General features: G+C 47.7%; 21 protein-coding genes. 17 read left to right on the top strand and 4 right to left on the bottom strand.

The window, feature by feature from the left end:
* Positions 1 to 220: 220 nt before the first annotated feature.
* The 5 genes from argC to argH all read left to right on the top strand — a co-directional run bounded on the left by argC (position 221) and on the right by argH (position 5,677).
* A complete protein-coding gene (gene argC, locus SHEWANA3_RS20400) occupies positions 221 to 1,201 on the top strand; it encodes an N-acetyl-gamma-glutamyl-phosphate reductase (protein WP_011624431.1) in 981 nt (326 codons plus the stop codon).
* A 31-nt stretch (positions 1,202 to 1,232) separates the two neighbouring features.
* A complete protein-coding gene (argB, locus tag SHEWANA3_RS20395) occupies positions 1,233 to 2,015 on the top strand; it encodes an acetylglutamate kinase (protein ID WP_011718632.1) in 783 nt (260 codons plus the stop codon).
* 12 nt (positions 2,016 to 2,027) lie between these two features.
* Entirely contained in the window at positions 2,028 to 2,933 is a 906-nt protein-coding gene (locus tag SHEWANA3_RS20390) for an ornithine carbamoyltransferase (RefSeq protein ID WP_011718631.1), read from the top strand.
* Between the two features lie 60 nt (positions 2,934 to 2,993).
* On the top strand, positions 2,994 to 4,217 hold the full coding sequence (locus SHEWANA3_RS20385; protein WP_011624428.1) for an argininosuccinate synthase: 1,224 nt from the start codon (positions 2,994 to 2,996) through the stop codon (positions 4,215 to 4,217).
* Positions 4,218 to 4,309: 92 nt separating this feature from the next.
* Complete coding sequence (gene argH / locus SHEWANA3_RS20380) at positions 4,310 to 5,677, top strand: argininosuccinate lyase (protein ID WP_011718630.1); 1,368 nt, start codon at positions 4,310 to 4,312, stop codon at positions 5,675 to 5,677.
* A 64-nt stretch (positions 5,678 to 5,741) separates the two neighbouring features.
* Here the strand turns inward: argH and SHEWANA3_RS20375 are convergent, their stop codons facing one another.
* Positions 5,742 to 8,261: a PBP1A family penicillin-binding protein gene (locus tag SHEWANA3_RS20375; protein WP_011718629.1), complete on the bottom strand. Its 2,520-nt coding sequence runs from the start codon at positions 8,259 to 8,261 to the stop codon at positions 5,742 to 5,744.
* Positions 8,262 to 8,452: 191 nt separating this feature from the next.
* On the opposite strand from SHEWANA3_RS20375, the gene SHEWANA3_RS20370 reads away from it, so the two are divergent.
* From SHEWANA3_RS20370 to SHEWANA3_RS20330, 9 genes are all read left to right on the top strand, one after another.
* On the top strand, positions 8,453 to 9,532 hold the full coding sequence (locus SHEWANA3_RS20370; protein ID WP_011718628.1) for a pilus assembly protein PilM: 1,080 nt from the start codon (positions 8,453 to 8,455) through the stop codon (positions 9,530 to 9,532).
* Positions 9,520 to 10,104, top strand: a complete 585-nt coding sequence (locus SHEWANA3_RS20365; protein ID WP_011718627.1) for a PilN domain-containing protein — start codon at positions 9,520 to 9,522, stop codon at positions 10,102 to 10,104. Before SHEWANA3_RS20370 ends, SHEWANA3_RS20365 begins: the two co-directional genes overlap by 13 nt.
* Complete coding sequence (locus SHEWANA3_RS20360) at positions 10,101 to 10,727, top strand: type 4a pilus biogenesis protein PilO (protein WP_011718626.1); 627 nt, start codon at positions 10,101 to 10,103, stop codon at positions 10,725 to 10,727. The genes SHEWANA3_RS20365 and SHEWANA3_RS20360 overlap by 4 nt, the downstream gene beginning before the upstream one ends.
* Positions 10,727 to 11,242 (top strand): pilus assembly protein PilP, encoded by a 516-nt coding sequence (locus SHEWANA3_RS20355; protein ID WP_011718625.1) that lies wholly within the window; start codon positions 10,727 to 10,729, stop codon positions 11,240 to 11,242. Before SHEWANA3_RS20360 ends, SHEWANA3_RS20355 begins: the two co-directional genes overlap by 1 nt.
* 21 nt (positions 11,243 to 11,263) lie before the next feature.
* Positions 11,264 to 13,318: a type IV pilus secretin PilQ family protein gene (locus tag SHEWANA3_RS20350; protein ID WP_011718624.1), complete on the top strand. Its 2,055-nt coding sequence runs from the start codon at positions 11,264 to 11,266 to the stop codon at positions 13,316 to 13,318.
* A 219-nt stretch (positions 13,319 to 13,537) separates the two neighbouring features.
* Positions 13,538 to 14,053, top strand: a complete 516-nt coding sequence (gene aroK / locus SHEWANA3_RS20345) for a shikimate kinase AroK (RefSeq protein ID WP_011718623.1) — start codon at positions 13,538 to 13,540, stop codon at positions 14,051 to 14,053.
* 5 nt (positions 14,054 to 14,058) lie between these two features.
* Complete coding sequence (gene aroB, locus SHEWANA3_RS20340; RefSeq protein ID WP_011718622.1) at positions 14,059 to 15,138, top strand: 3-dehydroquinate synthase; 1,080 nt, start codon at positions 14,059 to 14,061, stop codon at positions 15,136 to 15,138.
* Between the two features lie 18 nt (positions 15,139 to 15,156).
* Positions 15,157 to 16,572: an AAA family ATPase gene (locus SHEWANA3_RS20335; RefSeq protein ID WP_011718621.1), complete on the top strand. Its 1,416-nt coding sequence runs from the start codon at positions 15,157 to 15,159 to the stop codon at positions 16,570 to 16,572.
* 48 nt (positions 16,573 to 16,620) lie between these two features.
* The gene (locus SHEWANA3_RS20330) at positions 16,621 to 17,460 is read left to right on the top strand and encodes a Dam family site-specific DNA-(adenine-N6)-methyltransferase (RefSeq protein WP_011718620.1); all 840 of its coding nucleotides are present in this window, start codon (positions 16,621 to 16,623) and stop codon (positions 17,458 to 17,460) included.
* A gap of 24 nt (positions 17,461 to 17,484) precedes the next feature.
* Here the strand turns inward: SHEWANA3_RS20330 and SHEWANA3_RS20325 are convergent, their stop codons facing one another.
* Both SHEWANA3_RS20325 and SHEWANA3_RS20320 read right to left on the bottom strand, forming a co-directional pair.
* The gene (locus tag SHEWANA3_RS20325) at positions 17,485 to 17,670 is read right to left on the bottom strand and encodes a DUF2970 domain-containing protein (RefSeq protein ID WP_011718619.1); all 186 of its coding nucleotides are present in this window, start codon (positions 17,668 to 17,670) and stop codon (positions 17,485 to 17,487) included.
* Positions 17,670 to 18,035 (bottom strand): hypothetical protein, encoded by a 366-nt coding sequence (locus SHEWANA3_RS20320; protein ID WP_011718618.1) that lies wholly within the window; start codon positions 18,033 to 18,035, stop codon positions 17,670 to 17,672. Before SHEWANA3_RS20320 ends, SHEWANA3_RS20325 begins: the two co-directional genes overlap by 1 nt.
* A 262-nt stretch (positions 18,036 to 18,297) precedes the next feature.
* Here SHEWANA3_RS20320 and rpe point away from each other — a divergent pair, with 262 nt between their 5' ends.
* Genes rpe through trpS form a run of 3 tightly spaced genes read left to right on the top strand, consistent with a single transcriptional unit; the run spans position 18,298 to position 20,693 of the window.
* On the top strand, positions 18,298 to 18,975 hold the full coding sequence (gene rpe / locus SHEWANA3_RS20315) for a ribulose-phosphate 3-epimerase (protein ID WP_011718617.1): 678 nt from the start codon (positions 18,298 to 18,300) through the stop codon (positions 18,973 to 18,975).
* Positions 18,975 to 19,658, top strand: coding sequence for a phosphoglycolate phosphatase (locus SHEWANA3_RS20310; RefSeq protein WP_011718616.1), 684 nt, complete (start codon positions 18,975 to 18,977; stop codon positions 19,656 to 19,658). The genes rpe and SHEWANA3_RS20310 overlap by 1 nt, the downstream gene beginning before the upstream one ends.
* A gap of 36 nt (positions 19,659 to 19,694) precedes the next feature.
* Positions 19,695 to 20,693, top strand: coding sequence for a tryptophan--tRNA ligase (trpS, locus tag SHEWANA3_RS20305; RefSeq protein WP_011718615.1), 999 nt, complete (start codon positions 19,695 to 19,697; stop codon positions 20,691 to 20,693).
* A 373-nt stretch (positions 20,694 to 21,066) separates the two neighbouring features.
* Here the strand turns inward: trpS and SHEWANA3_RS20300 are convergent, their stop codons facing one another.
* Positions 21,067 to 21,939 (bottom strand): LysR substrate-binding domain-containing protein, encoded by an 873-nt coding sequence (locus tag SHEWANA3_RS20300; RefSeq protein WP_011624411.1) that lies wholly within the window; start codon positions 21,937 to 21,939, stop codon positions 21,067 to 21,069.
* Positions 21,940 to 21,952: the final 13 nt, after the last annotated feature.

Here is a 21,952-nt window from a genome sequence, read left to right as displayed (position 1 = left end):
AATAGATCTTTGTGGTAGTCTAGCCAGCAGTTGAGATGAGTCACCCCTTGTGACCTGTAGAGTAAATATCATGATGTATAGCGTTAAGCCGTCAGTGAATAAAATAACGACCCATTACGATTTCCTACGACGATAGTCTTGTCATCATAGATATACGCTGGTGCGTGTACGCTATTCATCTATTCTTTAAGTCTCTTTGATTCGGTTTATAAAAATACATATGAAAAACATCGCCATTATCGGTGCCAGTGGTTACACAGGCGCACAACTAACAGCTTTAGTCCATGCGGAGTCTGAATTATCGATTCAAGGTCTGTATGTCTCTGAAAATAGTTTAGATAAAGGTAGAGCTTTAGCAGATTTGTACCCTGTCTACAGCCACATTGACTTAGCGCTGTCGCCACTGACTGAAGAAGCGAAGGCGAAGATCGTCGCCGAGGCGGATGCCGTAGTGTTAGCGACCGAGCATTCGGTGAGTTTGCATTTAGCGGCTTGGTTCTACAACCAAGGTTTAGCCGTGTTTGACTTAAGCGGTGCCTATCGTTTCAGCGATGTGGCGCAGTACCCTAAGTGGTACGGTTTTGAACATGAGTATCCCGAAGTGTTGGCCAAGGCAGTCTATGGTCTGGCCGAGTGGAATGCCAAAGAAGTCGCCGCCACTAAGATGATTGCTGTGCCAGGTTGTTACCCAACAGCATCATTAACTGCATTGAAACCATTAAAGAATTTACTGACCTCAGCCTATCCAGTGATCAATGCGGTCAGCGGTGTGACAGGTGCGGGTCGTAAGGCGCAACTGCATACCAGTTTTTGCGAAGTGAGCCTCACACCCTACGGTGTATTAGGCCACAGACATCAACCCGAAATTGCCACTCAACTGGGGCAAGAGGTGATCTTCACGCCGCACCTTGGCAACTTCAAGCGCGGCATTTTAGCGACCATTACGGTACAGCTAAAACCGGGCACTACCACTGCCGATGTGGCTGCGGCATACAGTGTGTATGACCAAGCTCCGCTGGTGACGGTGAAACAGAACCAGTTCCCGAAAGTGGATGATGTGGTGCTGACGCCGAATTGCCACTTAGGTTGGAAGTTTGATGAGAACAGTGGCTACTTAGTGGTTGCCAGTGCCATCGACAATTTGATGAAAGGCGCGGCGAGCCAAGCCCTGCAATGCATAAAGATTCACTTTAACCTTTAACCGTTCATCCTTATTTAAGAGAGTCGTCAAGATGTCTACCAACAACTCAGTATTAGTTCTTAAAGTCGGCGGCGCCCTGCTGCAGTGTGAAATGGGGATGGCGCGTTTAATGGATACCGCAGCAGCAATGATCGCCAATGGTCAGCAAGTGCTGATGGTGCATGGCGGCGGCTGTTTGGTCGACGAGCAATTAGCCGCAAACGGCATGGAAACCGTCAAGCTAGAAGGCTTGCGGGTCACTCCGCCGGAGCAAATGCCGATTATTGCCGGTGCACTGGCTGGAACATCAAATAAGATCCTCCAAGGCGCAGCGACTAAAGCCGGGATTGTGAGCATTGGCATGAGCTTAGCCGATGGCAACACAGTATCGGCCAAGATCAAAGATGAGCGTTTAGGGTTAGTGGGCGAGGTTTCTCCTAAAGACGCCACCTACCTCAAGTTTATTCTGTCCCAAGGTTGGATGCCGATTTGTAGCTCGATTGCCATGATGGACGATGGCCAAATGCTGAACGTGAACGCCGACCAAGCGGCGACGGTATTAGCTAAGTTAGTCGGTGGCAAGTTGGTGCTGCTATCGGATGTATCTGGCGTGCTCGATGGTAAAGGTCAATTAATCCCTTCGCTGAATGGTAAGCAGATTGCGGATTTGGTGAAGCAAGGCGTGATCGAAAAGGGAATGAAGGTAAAAGTAGAAGCTGCGCTCGAAGTGGCGCAGTGGATGGGGCAGGCGGTTCAAGTTGCCTCATGGCGTGATGCAAGCCAATTAGTCGCATTAGCAAAAGGTGAGGCCGTGGGCACACAAATCCAACCATAAGCGGAGTAGGTTATGAAGCATTTACTATCGATAAAAGAGTTAACCCAGCAACAGTTGCTGGATCTGATTACCTTAGCCAAGACGATTAAAGCGAATCCCGCTGAGTATCGTCATGCGCTGGACGGTAAGAGTGTGGTGATGTTATTTGAAAAGCCATCCCTGCGTACTCGTGTTAGCTTCGATATCGGTATTAACAAGCTCGGCGGCCACTGTTTATACCTAGACCAACAAAATGGTGCCTTAGGTAAGCGGGAATCGGTCGCTGACTTTGCTTCTAACCTGTCCTGTTGGGCCGATGCCATTGTGGCGAGAACTTTCTCCCACAAGACCATCGAACAATTGGCCGAGTTTGGCACTGTGCCTGTGATAAATGCGCTTTCGGATTTATATCATCCCTGCCAAGCGCTGGCCGATTTCTTAACCTTGGCCGAGCATTTTGAAAATATCAGTGATGTTAAGTTAGCGTACGTAGGTGACGGTAATAACGTGACGAATTCATTGATGTATTGCGCGGCCATTCTCGGTGCCACCATGACAGTGATCTGCCCTGCGGGTCACTTTCCTGATGGCTACGTCGTGGCCGAAGTGCAAGAACTGGCCAGTCGATATGGCGGCAAGGTTGTACTGACTTCAGATATTGGTGCTATCGAAGGTCACGATGCTATCTATACTGATACTTGGATTTCCATGGGCGATCCAACACCGTTAGCGGAAATTAAGGATAAGTTTGCACCTTATCAGGTCAATAAGGGCTTGATGGCGAAAGCGGGTGCTCACTTCTTTATGCACTGCTTACCCGCTCACCGCGGTGTTGAAGTGACCGATGAAGTGATGGATGGCGAAGGCTCCTTGATCCTGCAACAAGCAGAGAATCGGATGCACGCCCAAAACGCAGTACTGATAACCCTATTTAGTTAATTTAACCCTGTTTAGCAGCCTACTTTCTCCAAGGTGAGAAACGAGTTATAGGAATTTAAGATGTCTATCGAGAACAAAAACACTGGCGTGAAAAAAGTCGTTTTAGCCTATTCGGGTGGTCTAGATACTTCGGCCATTATTCCTTGGTTAAAAGAAACCTACGACAACTGTGAAATCATCGCCTTTTGCGCTGACGTAGGTCAGGGTGAAGAAGAGTTAGTGGGTCTAACTGAAAAGGCATTAGCTTCTGGCGCATCTGAATGCCATATCGTCGATCTGAAAGAAGAATTCGTTAAAGACTATATCTACCCAACCATGGCAACGGGTGCGATCTACGAAGGGACTTACCTGTTAGGTACTTCAATGGCGCGTCCAATCATTGCTAAGGCGCAGGTTGAAGTGGCACGTAAAGTGGGTGCCGATGCCCTGTGTCACGGTTGTACCGGTAAGGGTAACGACCAAGTGCGTTTCGAAGGTTGCTTTGCGGCATTAGCACCTGATTTAAAAGTGATTGCACCATGGCGTGAATGGACCATGCAGAGCCGTGAAGATCTGCTGGCTTACTTAGCCGAGCGTAATATCAAGACGTCGGCTTCTGCCACTAAGATCTACAGCCGTGATGCCAACGCATTCCACATTTCCCACGAAGGTGGCGAGCTGGAAGATCCATGGAACGAGCCAAGCAAAGGTGTATGGACACTGACTGCCGATCCAGAAGATGCGCCAAACCAAGCAGAATATGTGTCGCTCGAAGTTGAACATGGCCGTGTGACTAAAGTAAACGGTGAGGCATTAACACCTTACGCTGCACTGATGAAGCTGAACGCGATCGCTGCACCACATGGCGTGGGTCGTATCGATATCACCGAAAACCGTTTAGTGGGCATGAAGTCTCGTGGTTGCTACGAAACTCCAGGCGGCACTGTGATGTTTGCTGCGCTGCGCGCGATTGAAGAGTTAGTGCTGGATAAAACCAGCCGTACTTGGCGCGAGCAAGTGGGCGCCCAAATGGCACACTTAGTCTACGATGGTCGTTGGTTTACACCTCTGTGTAAGTCGCTGTTGGCGGCATCTGAGTCATTAGCCGAGTCTGTTAACGGTGAAGTTGTGGTTAAACTCTACAAAGGTCACGCGATTGCCGTTAAGAAGCGTTCGCCAAACAGCTTGTACTCTGAAGCCTTTGCCACCTTCGGTGAAGACCAAGTGTACGACCAAAAACACGCTGAAGGCTTTATCCGTCTGTACTCGTTAGCAAGCCGCATCCGCGCGCTCAACGCTAAGTAATAGGCAGACTCAAAGGGCGCCTAGCGCCCTTTTTTATATCTTAAATTTTAATGGCTTTAACGTATTCAAAGCAGTGACCGAGGGGATTGAGCATGGCTTTATGGGGTGGAAGATTTCAGGGCGAAACCAGCGCGCTATTTAAATTATTCAACGATTCACTGCCGGTGGATTACCGTTTGTTTGAACAGGATGTGGTTGGCTCTATCGCGTGGGCCGATGCGATTGCCAGTGTCGGCATTATCACTGCCACTGAATGCAGCGACTTGAAGAAAGCACTGAACGAGCTGCTGGTGGAAGTGAAGGGCGATCCTGCGATTATTCTTGCATCGGGCGCGGAAGATATTCACAGCTTCGTGGAGTCTGCGTTGATCGCTAAAGTCGGCGATCTGGGTAAAAAACTCCATACGGGCCGAAGCCGTAATGACCAAGTCGCGACCGATTTAAAACTCTGGTGTCAATCCGAAGGTGCGGCATTAGTGGCTCGCCTGCAAACCTTACGCAGCGAACTTATTGCGCTTGCTGAGCGTGAGTTCGACGCTGTGATGCCTGGTTATACTCATTTGCAACGTGCTCAGCCTGTGACCTTCGGCCATTGGTGTTTGGCCTATGTGGAGATGATTGAGCGTGATCTTAGCCGCTTAACCGATGCCTTAAAGCGCGCCAATACCTGCCCGCTCGGTTCGGGCGCTTTGGCGGGTACAGCCTATCAAATGGATAGACATGCGCTGGCTGCGGCACTGAACTTTGCATCGCCAACCTTAAACAGTTTGGACAGTGTGTCGGATCGCGACCATGTGGTTGAGCTATGTTCTACGGCCTCAATCAGCATGATTCACCTAAGCCGCATGGCCGAAGATTTGATTTTCTTTAACTCGGGTGAAGCGGGCTTTATCTCATTAAGTGATGAAGTGACCTCGGGGTCATCTTTGATGCCACAAAAGAAAAACCCCGATGCGCTGGAACTTATTCGCGGTAAAACGGGCCGTGTGTACGGTAGCTTAGTGGGCATTCTCACCACCATGAAAGCGCTACCTCTGGCCTACAATAAAGACATGCAGGAAGACAAAGAAGGCTTGTTCGATGTAGTCGACAGCTGGGCAATCTGCTTAGATATGGCGGCATTAGTGTTATCTGGTTTAGTCGTCAACCGCCCGAATGCGCTGTTAGCCGCGCAGCAAGGTTATGCCAACGCGACTGAATTGGCGGATTATCTGGTGTCTAAAGGCATGCCATTCCGCGAAGCGCACCATGTGGTCGGCGTGGCAGTGGTTGCGGCAATTGCCAAGAAGATCCCGTTAGAAGGTTTTACGCTGGCCGAGTTTAAAACCTTTGCCGATATCATCGAAGATGACGTCTATCCCAACCTCACCATCGAAGCCTGTTTGGCAAAACGTGATGTCCTTGGCGGCACGGCGCTGACTCAGGTGAAGCAAGCCATCTCGGCGAAGAAAATTGTTTAATGCTTTAATCAAGTAATAAAAAACGCGACTCTAGGGTCGCGTTTTTTGTTTCTGTCACAGAGGCTTATTGGAATAAATCGTCTGTCGGCGCATCGATGAATAGGTTGTTTTCATCTTGGCTTTCACTGATGTATTCTTTAGGTTCAGTGCCCGAGATAAAGTACTCAAATGCGCTGGTGTAATCTGTCTTACGAGTTAGCTTGCCGGTCGCCAAATCGATCCGCACCGAGACAATCCCTTCTGGCGGAATTGCTGTGGTTTCAGGTACGCCTTTCAGCACGTTATTCATAAACTCGTTCCAGCCAGGGCCTGCGGTCTTCGCGCCAGCCTCGGTACCCGTGATCTGATCCTTCTCGCCGTTGGAGTTCCATGCGGTTCTGCCTAACTGGCGACCATGGTCGTCAAAGCCTACCCAGAATGTGCTGGTCAGTGTCGGGCCAAAACCACTGAACCAAGTATCGCGTGATTCGTTGGTTGTACCCGTTTTACCTGCAATATCATGACGTTTGATTAACTGAGCCGCACGCCAAGCAGTACCTTGCCAGCCAGTGCCTTTGCTCCAATCGCCACCACCCCAGATCACACTCTTCAGCGCTTCGGTGATCAGGAATGCCGTTTGTTCAGAGATAATTTGCGGAGCATAACGGCCTGTTTGCTCGAAGCAATGAGCGACAGGTTCATCGGTTTGAGTCGTTGGCTCACCAAAACTCATTGGATCGCTGCTAGGCTGCACAAAGCTGTTGTTCGGCTTACAGGCTAAGGTCGGATTGGCCTTCTCAATCACATTACCGAAGGAGTCTTCTACTCGTTCGATATAGTAAGGTTCCACCAAGAAGCCGCCGTTTGCGAACACGTTGAAAGCGGTTGCCACTTGCAGCGGGGTGACCGAAGGAGAACCTAAGGCTAACGACTCGTTACGAGGTAAGTCGTTAGGATCGAAGCCAAACTTAGTCAGCTCGGCGATGGCCGCATCTAAACCAATATGGCGCATGGCGCGAACCGACATTACGTTGATCGATTGCGCTAAGCCCACACGCAGGCGTGTTGGACCGCCATAGATATCGGGCGAGTTTTTCGGGCGCCACGCAGTACCTTGGCTAATATCGGGTTTGTTAATCGGCGCGTTGTTAATCAGGGTCGCGAGGGTAAAGCCTTTCTCTAATGCTGCGGCATAGATGAAAGGTTTAATATTCGAACCTAATTGACGTTTCGCTTGGGTCACGCGGTTATATTGGCTTTGGCTGAAGCTGTAGCCGCCCACTAAGGTGCGGATAGCACCATTTGTAGGATCGAGTGCAACAGTGGCGCTGGCCACTTCAGGCACTTGCGATAATTGTAGGTACTGACCGTTATCGCGGATCCAAATACGCTCACCGACTTTTAGCATATCCGAGGCCGATTTTGGCACCGAGCCTTGGCGTTTATCGGTGATAAATTTGCGTGCCCATTTTAGGCCATCCCACTTAATGATTTTGGTCTCGCCCTTGGCGGTTAACACGCTGGCTTGCTGACCATCGATGTTTAATACCGCAGCAGGTTGCAACTCTTGCACAGGCGTAATTTTTGCGAGCTCGGCTTTGATTTGTGCATCATCCGGCTTGGCATCGGTCCAGAGAACCGCCGCAGGACCACGGTAACCGTGGCGCTCATCATAGGCATAGACGTTATTGCGTAATGCTTGCTGTGCTAGCAGTTGTTGCTCTGATGAAATAGTGGTGTAGACGTTATAGCCATTGGTGTAGGCTTCTTCTTCACCGTATTTCTGCACCATATAATCCCGAGCCATTTCAGAGATATAAGGAGCGTAGAGATCGATTTCAGCACCATGGTATTTGGCGATGAGTGGCTCTTGCACAGCTGCTTGGTATTCAGCCTTGCTGATGTAACCCACTTCGTTCATCCGCATCAATACCACGTTGCGGCGAGCGAGTGCACGTGAAGGGGAGGTGATAGGGTTTAGCGTCGACGGTGCTTTAGGCAGGCCCGCGATCATACTCATTTCGGAAAGCGTCAGATCTTGAACGTTTTTACCGAAATACACTTGAGCGGCTGCGCCGACACCATAGGCTCTCTGACCTAAATAAATACGGTTAACGTAGAGCTCTAAAATCTCATCTTTAGTTAACAATTGCTCGATGTGGTAGGAAATAAAAATTTCCTTCACTTTACGAATAATGGTCTTGTCGCGGGTCAGGAAGAAGTTACGCGCCACCTGCATGGTGATCGTACTCGCACCTTGCTTCTTCTCACCCGTGGTGAGCATGACGATTGCGGCACGCATCACCCCAACAGGATCTATGCCGCCGTGCTCATAAAAGCGTGCATCTTCGGTGGCGAGGAAGGCTTGCAGCAGTGGTTTAGGCACTTCTTCGAGTTTCAGCGGAATACGGCGCTTCTCTCCAAATTGAGAGATGAGTTTGCCGTCACTACTGTAAATGCGCAAAGGTGTTTGTAATTGCACATTTTTTAGTGTCGATACATCCGGCAGATCCGGCAAAACATAAAAGTATGCTGCAACAATGGCGCCCACGCCCAAAAGGGCTAGACTGAATAGAGCTATAACAATACGTTTTAACCACTTCACCTAAATTGATCCTAATGTTCAGTTAAGTGCGACAGTATATAAGGCGCGCACGTTTGGGTGAAGCAAAAACGTGACGGCCCTAAAATAGCGTTTGTAAAATCTTGAAACATTCTATACAAATACGTATAACGGGTTGATTTTGTGCTAATCTCTTTTACTACTGAATACAAATAATAAAGTGACAACGGACTATGCTTTCAAATTTATGGAAGCGTCAGGCTCCGCAAATGGTCGGGATTGATATTGGTTCCCATGAAGTAAAGGCTATTCTGCTGAGTAAGACTGCTGATGGATATAAAATACTAAGTCATGCAGCGGTTCCCGTAAAAAAGGGGGCTATTAACGATCATGATATTCGTGATGCCGATGCCGTTGTTGAATGTCTCAAACAGATTAAGCGTATTTTACCTAAATCGGTTAAATATGCAGCTGTTGCGGTCTCAGGTTCTGCGGTGATGACTAAGGTTATCTACATGGATGCCTCGCTAAGCGAGGAGGAAATGGAAGCGCAAATTGAGATTGAAGCCGATAACCTTATCCCATACTCCCTCGATGAAGTTAGCATTGATTTTGAAACTCTAAATGTTAATAGCACCGATCCTTCTAAGGTTGATGTGCTACTGAGCGCGTGCCGCACTGACAATATTGATGCTAGAGTCGATGCGCTCGATGAAGTAGAACTCGAAACCAAAGTCGTTGATGTGGAAGGTTATGCTCTGGGCCGAGCCGTTGAGTTGGTGCTAGGGCAGTTACCCGAAGGCGCTCGTCAGAAGGCGGTGGCCATGGTCGATATTGGCGCCAACATGACGACCTTCTGCGTGGTGGAGTCGGGTGAAACGACCTTTATTCGTGAGCAGGCCTTTGGTGGCGAGTTATTTACGCAGTCGATTCTGTCGTTTTATGGCATGTCCTACGAACAAGCAGAGAAAGCCAAAATTGAAGGCGATTTGCCACGTAATTATATGTTCGAAGTGCTATCTCCCTTCCAAACGCAATTACTGCAACAAATTAAGCGAACGCTGCAAATTTATTGTACGTCGAGCGGCAAAGATAAAGTCGATTATCTCGTATTATGCGGTGGAACATCTAAACTGGAAGGCATGGCTAACTTATTAACGAATGAGTTAGGCGTCCACACCATTATTGCCGATCCTTTCCAAGGGTGTCTGCACGCAGATGAATCCGTTAAAAATATACTGCAACCTAGCATTAGCAAATATATGGTTGCTTGTGGTTTAGCGCTGAGGAGCTACGGTCAATGGCGAACATAAACCTGCTTCCTTGGCGTGAAGAAGCGAGAGAAAAGCAGAAGCGCGATTATATTGGCATATTGGCCGCGGTATTTTTAGGCTCAGCGATTTTAGTCTATGTGGCTCTATCTTTACTCGACATGATGACCGATGAACAGCGCGGACGTAATGCTTACTTGCAGTCTGAAATTCAGCAACTCGATGCACAAATCGCCGAGATTAAAAAGATCACCGAGCGTAAGAAAGATATTGAGCGTCGCACCGAGATTATTTTGAACCTTCAGCAATCCCGTAATTTGCCGACACACGTATTAGATGAGCTGGTGCGTATCGTGCCGCCCGGAATATATCTATCTAGCTTAGAGAAAAAAGGCAGTTTATTACTGATTGAAGGCCGCAGTGAATCGAACAACAACGTGGCGAACATGATGCGTAAGGTGAAGGCGTCCGAGTGGTTAACCGATCCCAATATGCAATCTATCGTGTCTCAAGATGATGAGCTAAGACAATTACAACGCTTTAGCTTAAGAGTGAGCATTAAAGGTGCCATGGCTGATGAGCCTATTAAAACGGCAAAAGGAGCGAGTAAATGAAACTCGATCTAAGTCAGTTTAATGATATCGATTTTGAGAACATCGGCGGTTGGCCGAATCAAGTCAAAGTGTTTTTCGCTGTGCTATTGGCACTCTGCGTATTTGCCGCGGGGTATTTCCTCGTGGTTTCGGATGCTATCGATGTGTATAACGCGGAGCAACGAAAAGAAGAACAGCTCAGAGAAGATTTTAAAACTAAATATCAGCTTGCCGCTAACCTTAAATTGTACCGTGAACAGTTAGCTGTGATGGAGGAGCAATTTGCCGAGTTACTCAAAATGCTGCCCTCTGAAAATGAAATGCCAGGGCTGCTCGATGACTTAACCTTTGTGGCCACTGACGCCGGATTACGGATTAATAGCTTAAATTGGGAACCTGAGATTCAACGGGATTTCTATATTGAGTTCCCGATTAAAATGTCGGTCACAGGCGATTATCACCAAATAGGCAATATGGTTAGCGGCGTGGCTAAACTGCCTCGTATCGTCAGCTTGCACGATTTTACGATTAAGCGCGACGAGAGCGGTAATCTGGCCATGGATATTCTGGCGAAAACCTATCGCTTTAAAGAGGGCGCTGAATTACCTCCCGAAAATGCAGCCAATAACAAGGGGAAGAAATAATGAAACTCTTACCTCTGTTAGCATTAAGTCTTTTTTTAATGGGTTGTGTTGGCGATCGTAGTGATTTAGAGCTATTTGTTACTACTACCAAGGCACAGCATGTGGCGCATATTCCACCCTTAAAAGAGCCACCTAAGTTTGAGCATTTTGCGTATCAAGCCGAATTAATGCGTAGCCCCTTTGTCCCTCCTTCTCGAGAGTTAACGGAAGAAGTGGTTGATACTAGCAAAAACTGCTTACAGCCGGATTTGAAACGCCGTAAAGGCCGTTTAGAAACCTATGCATTAGACAATCTAAAAATGCGCGGTACTTTAAGTGAAGGTAATTCGATTTGGGCGCTTATTGAAACCAATGATGGCAGTGTATATCGGATGGGCGTAGGTGAGTATCTTGGATTGTTTAATGGCCATATAGCGAAAGTGACTTCTCAGAATGTGGAAGTTGTAGAATTAATTCCCGATGGTTCTGGTTGTTGGTCTGAACGCACAAACAACATTGAACTTTCTGGAAAATAACAAGCGAAGGATGAGGGAATAATGAAATCTTCTGCCGCGATAAAAATCCCGTTATCGTTTTTATCTTCAGGCTTAGCCAAGTCTGTTATTGGGATCGCATTAGTATTTGGATTTTTGCCATCGAGTTTTGCGGCAAATAGGTTGATGGATGTCAAATACCATGCTCTTGTCGATCATCAATTAGAAGTCGAGTTAGTTTTTGAGGAGGCGATTAGCGCGCCCACAATTGACTCTAATGCTTCTCCTGCTCAGTTGGTATTAACCTTCGATGACAGTATTTCGGGTCTTTCTAAGGACCGCCTGCCGATTAACCAAGTCGGTGTGAAGGACATAGTGACAACGCAGCAAGATGCCCACCTAATGGTGACGTTGGGCTTATCTAAGGTTAAACCGTATCAAGGTAGTGTCGTTGGTAATTCTTACCGTTTAACCATTAACGATGAAGTTGCAGGCTCACAAGCGGGTAATAATCCGTTCGTTAATAGCGTTAAAAATATCGATTTCCGTCGCAACGCGAATGGCGGTGGTGATTTATTAGTCTATTTAAATAATCGCTCAGTTGCGGCTAACGTTGAACAAATAGGTGCCAAACTTGAGGTTCAGCTTTACAACACAGATATTAACAGTGACTTGTTATATGTGATGGATGTGCAGGATTTCTCCACACCCGTAAAGCATTTTGAAACCTTTAAGGACGATTTAACGACCCGGATTTTAGTCGATGTCTCAGGCAATTATGAGTTCAATTACAAACAGGAAGACAATCTCTTTAGGCTCTCAATCAACAAAGTAGAGCGCGCTGCTGCGACCAAAGAGGTGAAGAAATATAACGGTAAAACCCTTTCGTTAAATTTCCAGAATATTTCGGTCCGTACTGTGTTGCAGATTATTGCCGACTACAACAACTTCAACTTAGTTACCAGTGATACGGTTGAAGGCGATATTACTTTAAGGCTCGATGACGTGCCTTGGGACCAAGCATTGGACTTGATCCTGCAAACCAAAGGACTCGATAAGCGTATCGAAGGTAATATTCTGATGGTGGCGCCAAGTGAAGAGTTGGCGATTCGCGAAAGCCAAAACCTCAAGAATAAGCAGGAAGTAAAAGAGCTGGCGCCACTCTATTCTGAGTATTTGCAAATCAACTATGCCAAGGCGACGGATATTGCCGAGTTACTCAAAGGGGCGGATTCTAGCTTATTGTCACCACGTGGATCTGTGGCTGTCGATGAGCGTACCAATACCGTGTTAGTGAAAGATACCGCTGAAATCATCGAGAATATTCATCGTTTGGTCGAAGTGCTCGATATTCCTATCCGCCAAGTGTTGATTGAATCTCGCATGGTGACGGTAAAAGACGACGTGTCTGAAGATTTAGGTATCCGTTGGGGGGTAACTGACCAACAGGGAAGTAAAGGGACGTCAGGAACGCTTGAAGGGGCTGGAAGCATTGCTAATGGTGTGGTTCCATCTCTAGATAATCGTTTGAACGTGAATTTACCTGCGGCGGTAACTAACCCAACCAGCATTGCTTTCCATGTGGCCAAGCTTGCCGATGGCACTATTTTAGATTTAGAGCTGAGTGCGCTTGAGCAGGAAAACAAAGGTGAGATTATCGCGAGCCCTCGTATCACCACCTCTAACCAAAAGGCGGCGTATATCGAGCAGGGTGTGGAAATCCCTTATGTGCAATCCACTTCCAGCGGCGCCACGTCGGTGACCTTTAAGAAGGCTGTATTGTCATTAAGAGTGACACCACAAATTACGCCTGATAACCGTGTAATTCTGGATCTTGAAATCACTCAAGACTCTCAGGGTAAAACGGTGGATACTCCCACTGGTCCGGCAGTCGCTATCGATACTCAACGTATTGGTACGCAAGTGTTAGTGGATAATGGGGAAACCATTGTGCTTGGTGGTATCTATCAACAGAACTTGATCAGCCGCGTGAGCAAGGTGCCTATCCTGGGTGACATACCTTTAGTTGGCTTCTTATTCCGTAACACTACCGACAAGAATGAGCGACAAGAGCTGTTGATTTTCGTGACGCCTAAGATTGTGAACGAGAAACTCTAATCGTTTGTTACGAGTCGAATAAAGCCAGCATTCCTTGCTGGCTTTATTGTGTCTGAAATACAATTCTTATCATAAATAGCGTGCATCACTTGCCAGACTAGACATGAAACTGAGATAATCCTCGGTCAAGTCTCATTAGAGCAAGGTAACATACAGTAGGTCGGCTTGTTCATGAGTCGACATAGGCATACTTTTCATTAAGATTCAGACGTACAAGAAATGGCTGAAAAACGTAATATTTTTCTGGTAGGCCCAATGGGCGCAGGTAAAAGCACAATTGGTCGCCATCTGGCGCAAATGCTGCATTTAGAATTCCACGATTCAGATCAAGAGATTGAGCAACGTACAGGCGCAGATATTGCTTGGGTGTTTGACGTTGAAGGCGAAGAAGGTTTCCGCCGTCGCGAAGCTCAGGTTATTGCTGATCTGTCTGAAAAACAAGGTATTGTCCTTGCCACTGGTGGTGGTTCAGTTCAGAGCAAAGATATCCGTAATCATTTATCTGCTCGCGGTATCGTGGTGTATCTCGAAACCACTATCGACAAACAGGTTGCGCGTACTCAAAGAGACAAGCGTCGCCCATTACTGCAAGTAGATGATCCGCGAGAAGTATTAGAAAACCTCGCAGAAATCCGTAACCCTCTGTACGAAGAAATTGCAGATGTGATCGTTAAGACCGACGATCAAAGTGCAAAGGTTGTTGCGAATCAAATCATTGAGCAATTAGGTTTCTAGGCAGAATGACAAAACAAATTCAGGTTGATTTAGGTGAACGTAGTTATCCCATTTATATTGGCCAGAGTTTGATGAGTGATGGCGAGACCCTGTCTCGCTACCTGCTGAAAAAACGTATCCTTATCGTCACCAATGAAACTGTCGCGCCCTTGTATCTTAAGCAGATCCAAGACACGATGGCTTCGTTTGGTGAGGTAACCAGCGTCATCCTTCCCGATGGCGAGCAATTCAAAGATTTAACGCATTTAGATTCCATTTTTACGGCTTTACTGCAACGCAATTATGGCCGTGATTCAGTGCTGGTGGCCCTCGGTGGCGGGGTGATTGGTGACATGACGGGTTTTGCCGCTGCCTGTTACCAACGTGGCGTCGATTTTATTCAAATTCCGACCACACTACTATCACAAGTAGACTCTTCCGTTGGCGGAAAAACCGCCGTTAATCATCCGCTTGGCAAAAATATGATCGGGGCTTTTTACCAGCCACAGATCGTCATTATCGATACTGAATGCTTGCAGACCTTGCCCGCGCGTGAATTTGCCGCTGGGATGGCAGAAGTCATTAAGTATGGCATCATGTGGGATGCTGAATTTTTTCAATGGCTTGAGAACAATGTTCAAGCATTGAAAAGCCTAGATACTCAAGCTTTGGTCTATGCGATTTCTCGCTGCTGTGAGATTAAAGCCGATGTCGTGAGTCAGGATGAGACCGAGCAGGGCGTCCGCGCGCTATTAAACCTTGGGCATACCTTTGGTCATGCGATCGAGGCCGAGATGGGTTATGGCAATTGGTTGCATGGTGAAGCGGTTGCTGCTGGCACAGTCCTTGCTGCACAAACGGCTAAATCCATGGGATTGATTGATGAGTCAATTGTTCGTCGTATTGTGCAATTGTTCCATGCTTTCGATCTGCCAGTAACAGCGCCGGAATCTATGGATTTCGATAGTTTTATTAAACACATGCGTCGCGATAAGAAAGTGTTAGGTGGTCAGATCCGACTGGTACTCCCGACGGCCATTGGTCGAGCTGATGTCTTTAGCCAAGTTCCGGAATCTACCCTAGAACAGGTTATCTGCTGCGCATAAACCTTGTGTGGTGGATGAGTGACGTTTCAGGGGCAAGTCTTGCTTCCTTCACAGGAAGCCCTCGTAGAAAGATTGCATCATGTGGCCAGTTATAGCGACCAGCTACTGGTGCTTGTGGGTGCCCACGGCTCGGGTAAGACGACACTGCTGACTGCGTTAGCCACAGATTTTGATGAGTCGAATGCCGCGTTAGTCATCTGTCCTATGCACGCCGACAATGCTGAAATTCGTCGCAAGATTTTAGTGCAATTGGTGTCATCCCCGATTTTTGATGACGAAATCTCCCTCGCTGAAACCATACTGCGTGTCGCGCCAAAACAAAGTAAGCCGCTGCACATCATTATCGATGACGCTCATTTACTCTCTAAAGAATTGTGGGCCGAGTGCATCATACTCAATCAAGTGCAATGTGCGGGTCAGCGTATTGCCGTGACCTTAGCGGTACCGCCTGCATTTTTAGCCGACTTACTCCCCCAATTGCCTGAGTCGTTAAGACGACAAATCCTGCCGGTCAGCATTGATCCCTTAAGCCTGCCTGAACGTGAGGCGCTGTATCAAACCTTGCTGCGATATAGTGACCAAAATCCATTTACGCCAAGGGACATAGTGCGTGCTCAGCTTGAGAAGCAAACAGGCACTCCTCAGGAGGTGGTTGCCTTACTGGAGCTGGCTCTACATGGTCAGGGTGAGAAGAAATCAGTATGGACACAATACAAAGTCGCGCTCATTGGGTTTGCTAGTGTGCTGATTGCTGTAGTTATTTGGCTTGGTCTGGCTAAACCCTTTTCCGGTGAGCCAATTCCCGAGGTGGTGACTTATCCTGCTGTGGATTCCGCAGAGTTTCTTGCCCATGGCAAACAGATACTAGCGCCGTATTTTAAGCAGCGAGCCGAGTCGTTAACGCAGGCATTATTAGCGGAAGCGGTGGAGCAAGCGGACCCATTGGCGAAGTTCCATGGGGAGGAGCCTCAAGCGGAAGGAGAGACAGGCATAGCACCACCTGTCGATGAAGCGACAAGTAAGGGCGACAGTAGCGCCACTGAGATTGATGAGGCAGAGCCTGCGCCAGCTCCTACAGAGCAAGCGAAAGATGACACGGCTACTCAGGTGGTGCATGTAACTCCTGCGCCTGTATCAGCCGTATCGGTGCGGCCAAAAACGGGTTATGCCATCCAAATTGCCACAGTCTCTCAGCGTGAAACTGTGCAGTCACTTCTTAAGAAATTGCATAATGTGCCAGAGGTGCGAGTTGCCAAGTACAAACAGTTTTGGGTGGTGTTGGTAGGGCAGTTTAACGACAGTCAATCGGCACAGCAGGCGGCCGCAGAATTGGTCAAAGAGTATCATCTTAGCCAACCCCTGATAAAAAAATGGGCAGAACTCGGCGGTTATCAACTACAAGAAACGCGCTCAAGCGGTGAAATTTCAGAATAAACAGAGTACAATCATGGCCTTTATTTTTGTCGGCATTCATCAAGTTAAATGATCAAAAAACATAGAGCCTTCCTGAAATGGGCCGGCGGAAAATTTAAATTGGTGGATGAGCTCGCGAACTACTTACCAACAGGTGAGCGTTTAGTTGAGCCCTTTGTCGGCGCAGGTTCAGTCTTTTTAAATACTGACTATCCCAGCTATTTACTCTGCGACATCAATCAAGATCTGATCAATCTCTACAACATAGTGAAAGAAAGGCCTGCCGAGTACATTGCGGCGGCCAAGAAGCTATTCGTCGATGAGATGAATCAAAAGGATGCCTACTACCGTGTGCGTACAGACTTTAATAAATCTCGCGATCCTTTTTTGCGCTCGGTTTATTTTCTGTACTTGAATCGCCATGGTTTTAATGGTCTGTGCCGTTATAACCGCAAAGGGGGCTTTAATGTGCCTTTTGGCTCCTACAAAAAGCCTTATTTCCCAGAGAAGGAAATCTTAGCATTTTCAAAGAAAGCGCAGCGCGCCGAGTTTAAGTGCATCGGCTATGAAAAAGCCTTCGAGCAAATCCGCACTGGCGATGTGATCTATTGCGATCCGCCCTATGCGCCGCTATCGACCACCGCGAGTTTCACCACTTATGTTGGTGCGGGTTTTAGTTTGGATGATCAGGCGCTGCTGGCGCGTTACTCGCGGCATATGGCCTTAGAGCAGCGCATTCCTGTTGTGATCAGTAACCATGATATTCCGCTGACACGTGAGTTGTATCGCGGTGCCCACCTTGCCAAGATCCAAGTGCAACGCAACATTAGTCAAAATGGCAGTGGTCGCAATAAAGTCGACGAGCTGATTGCGTTGTACGACGAGAATTATGACCCGCAGGATGATTGATACTAAGTTGTAGTATCGAGTGACTTAGCCAACGACTTGGCTAACAAGCAGAATCAGGCTGGCGACTAAGGCTATCGCTAGCACTATCCCCATAAAAATGTACGGTAATGGCGAGTTGGTCTGGAAGTCTTTTTGACGATTTCTATCTGACTGCACCCCAAAGAAGGCGGCTATCGTACTGTGAAAGACTTGCCAGATCCGGCTTAGCATCAATAGGACTGTTGTGAATTAGCAGGCTTCAGGTCATCGATAGGTTTGTCTTGATGACCATGGAGTAATTCAAGCAAGTCGACAAAATGGAACTGGCTAGAGCGATTTTTGCCAGTGAGCCAAGTCTTCCAGCTTAAGGTTTGTGCCTGTTCGGCACAGCGGTTATTTGGATGGCTGCTAGGTAAACTGTTGTTGTAGCGAGTATCGCTGCTGCAAGCGCAGGCTGAGGTATCGTTACTTGCGGTGAGTTTTTCCACGCCAAAGGCTAAGGAGGCGACTACCACTGCGGTAAATGCCAACATTATCGATGACTTAAATGTCACCGAGCCCAAAATGTGTGAAAACTGTGTTAACCGCCCCTTCATGATACTTCCTTTGAAACCACTAAATGATCCACGTTAGCGACCCGAGTATAACAAACTCGCTTAGTTTATGAACAATAATTTATCAATCTTCACTAAAAACTTTCTAACGCTTCAGCATCTCCTTGAGTTTACCGTACGTTATGAGTACTCCAATTGTGTTTCTATTGGGTTTCAATCGCGATAAATGTGGCATTTGCTATAGAGGCATGGCCTAGCTAAGGGTAAAATAAGGCACTTTTTGTTCAATAGCAGCGAGTGTCCTATGCGCCCATTTTTAATTGCTCCATCGATTTTATCCGCCGATTTCGCCCGTTTAGGGGATGACGTTAAAGCCGTGTTAGATGCAGGGGCTGACGTAGTACATTTTGATGTGATGGATAACCACTATGTGCCCAACTTAACCATTGGCCCTATGGTGTGCAAAGCGTTACGCGACTATGGCATCACGGCCGATATCGATGTGCATTTAATGGTTAAGCCTGTTGACCGTATCGTGCCTGATTTTGCCAAGGCGGGTGCGTCTATTATTACTTTCCACCCAGAGGCCTCTGAGCATATCGACCGCACTCTGCAACTGATTAAAGAATCGGGTTGTAAAGCGGGTTTAGTGTTTAACCCAGCAACGCCGCTGCACTATCTTGACCATGTAATGGATAAGTTAGATGTGATTCTGCTGATGTCAGTCAACCCAGGTTTTGGCGGCCAATCCTTTATTCCTTCGACTTTAGATAAATTACGCCAAGTGCGTGAGCGTATCGATGCCAGCGGGTTCGATATTCGTTTAGAAGTCGATGGTGGCGTTAAAGTGGATAACATTGCTGAAATCGCCGCCGCAGGCGCCGATATGTTTGTCGCCGGCTCTGCCATTTTCGGTAAACCAGACTATAAAGCCGTCGTCGACGAGATGCACGCCGAGTTAGCGAAAGTAGAGGCCAAATAATGCGGGAACAGATTAAAGCGATTGCCTTTGATCTCGACGGCACATTGATTGACAGTGTGCCCGATCTCGCGGTCGCGACCCAGGCGGCACTCGCCGAATTAGGTTTGGCAAGGTGTACCGAGGCACAGGTGAGAACTTGGGTGGGCAATGGCGCTGAAATGCTGATGCGCCGCGCCATGAGCCACGCTTTAGGCACAGATGTTGAGCAAGCGGCATTGGATGCGGCTATGCCCATCTTTATGCATCACTATCAAGAAAACCTTGAGAAGCACAGTGCACTCTATGCCGATGTGCACCAAGTGCTGCAAATCCTGTTTGATGCAGGATTTAAGCTGGCGGTGGTGACCAATAAGCCTTATCGCTTTACCTTGCCTTTGCTTGAAGCCTTTAAGATTAATGACTTCTTTAGCCTAGTGCTTGGCGGTGATTCGCTGGCGAAGATGAAGCCAGACCCATTACCGCTCGAGCATCTATTAGCCGAATGGCAACTCGATAAAAGTGAGTTGTTGATGGTGGGCGATTCTAAAAATGACATTTTAGCAGCGAAAGCGGCGGGTGTTGCATCAATCGGCTTGACCTATGGCTACAACTACGGTGAAGATATTGGGCTCACTGGCCCTGACGCTGTATGCGAGCAGTTTGCCGAGATCCTGCGCTGGCTAAATCTCGCTCAGCCAGTTTAATCGAATCTTTTTATCTTTATTTGGAGCAATGACGTAATGACCAAACCCATAGTACTCAGCGGTGCACAGCCGTCCGGCGAATTAACCATAGGTAACTACATGGGTGCATTGCGTCAATGGGTTGCCATGCAAGATAGCCACGACTGCCTATATTGCGTGGTGGATTTGCATGCCATTACAGTGCGCCAAGACCCTCAAGCATTGCGTGAAGCCTGTTTAGATACGCTTGCACTGTATTTAGCCTGTGGTGTCGATCCAAAGAAAAGCACAGTGTTTATCCAATCTCAAGTGCCACAGCACACCCAGCTGGGTTGGGCGTTAAATTGCTACACCCAAATGGGTGAATTGAGCCGTATGACGCAGTTTAAGGATAAGTCACAAAAGCACGCCAACAATATTAACGTCGGTTTGTTTGGTTATCCTGTATTGATGGCGGCGGATATTCTGCTGTATCAAGCGAATGAAATCCCGGTTGGCCAAGATCAGAAACAACATCTTGAATTAACTCGTGATATCGCGACTCGCTTTAACAACGCTTACGGCGAGACGTTTACCATTCCTGAGCCTTTTATCCCTGAGCATGGCGCTAAGGTGATGTCGCTACAGGATCCGCTGAAGAAAATGTCTAAGTCGGACGATAACCGTAACAACGTGATTGGCCTGCTTGAAGATCCAAAAGCGGTTATGAAAAAGCTGAAAAAAGCCATGACCGACAGTGATGAGCCGCCAGTCGTGCGTTTCGATATGGAAAACAAGCCAGGTGTATCTAACCTGTTGAGCTTAATGTCGGGTATCACAGGTCAAAGCATTGCCAGCCTCGAAGCCGAGTTTGAAGGCAAAATGTATGGTCACTTAAAAGGTGCCGCAGGTGAAGCGGTAGTGGGCATGTTAGAGCCGCTGCAAGAGCGTTACCGTGCGCTGCGTGCCGACCGTGCTTACCTCGACCAAGTGATGAGAGCGGGCGCCGAAAATGCTCAAGCTCGCGCCGAAGTGACCCTGAAAAAGGTGTACGAGAAGATTGGTTTGTTAGTGTAATTTGCTCTAAAAAGCGCATTACATAACACTCGATGAAGCCGACCCATTCTTAGGTCGGCTTTTTTATGTCTGTTATTCATCGGGCTGTTTGATACAGAGCCAATACCAATCGTATTAAATATCTGTTCATTCAGCTGGAGTTAAACGGGCTTTAGACAAGGCGAAGGCTTGAAGGCATAGTGGCGCTCTGTCGAAAGCCTTAAACGCAGTATAAAGCCCGTTCAACCACGCCCTTCGGGAGCCTCACAGGCATCTCACTCCCGTGTTACATTGACTTAAAAGGGAATAACCATTTCTTCGTCAATGCTCCTTGGATTGAGATGCCTGTGAGGCTCTGAACTGATTAGATATTTAATGTGATTGGTATAAGCGTTTAGGCTTGGGATTTCAGCCAGGAGGAAAAGGCGGCGATGGCAGGCTCTGTGAGACGGCGCTGCTTACAGATAAAGCTAAACTCAAAGCCCGTATGGACATCGGGCAGATTAACCGCAACCAGTCTGCCGGTGCTGATATCACCTGCCACCATAAAATCGGGGGCGAGGGCGAGGCCTTGGCCTGCAATCGCGGCCTCAATTGCCATTACGATATGGCTAAAAATATGTTGCTGCTCGTTATTCAGCGGGATCTGATGGGCCGATGACCATTTGTGCCAATCGAGTCCCAGCGGCCCCTCATCCACAATCAGTAATGCCTGTTGCTGGAAATTGCTCAAGTTAATATCACGCCACTTGGGGTAAAAACTCGGGCTGCATACAGGGATGAGCCGCTCCTTATGCAATAACTGTTGCCAATAGCCCCGTTGGTTAAGTTTGCCCGCGATAAAGATATCGGCCGTGCTGGTGCTGAGATCGGGGTCTTGAGTGATCATCTCGAGGCGAATTTTAACGCTGGGATACTGGCGTCTAAAATCCGCTAATCTCGGGATCAACCATTTCACCGCAAAAGAGCTGTACACCGCCAAACAGAGTTGTTGGTTTGGGGTGTCGCGGATCTTGAGATTAAGATCGCTTAACTCATTAAAAATCCTTTCTAACTCAATAAATAAGCTTTGGCCTTTCGGCGTGAGTTGCAATTTTCGTCCCTGACGGTCGAAAAGCTGCTCGCCAAAATATTCCTCTAATACACGCACTTGGTGTGAAACCGCGCTTTGGGTAATGCAAAGTTCGGCGGCAGCCTTGGAAAAATGCTGTTGTCTGGCGGCGGTCTCAAAGACTTGTAGTGCGCGTAATGGAGGGAGCTTTCTCATGATTTTCAACGCC

The sequence above is a fragment of the Shewanella sp. ANA-3 genome (assembly GCF_000203935.1).
In the GTDB taxonomy this organism is placed as follows: Bacteria; Pseudomonadota; Gammaproteobacteria; order Enterobacterales; family Shewanellaceae; genus Shewanella.
Note: the sequence above shows the minus strand (reverse complement) of the source record. Positions and strands in the feature narration are given on the sequence as shown.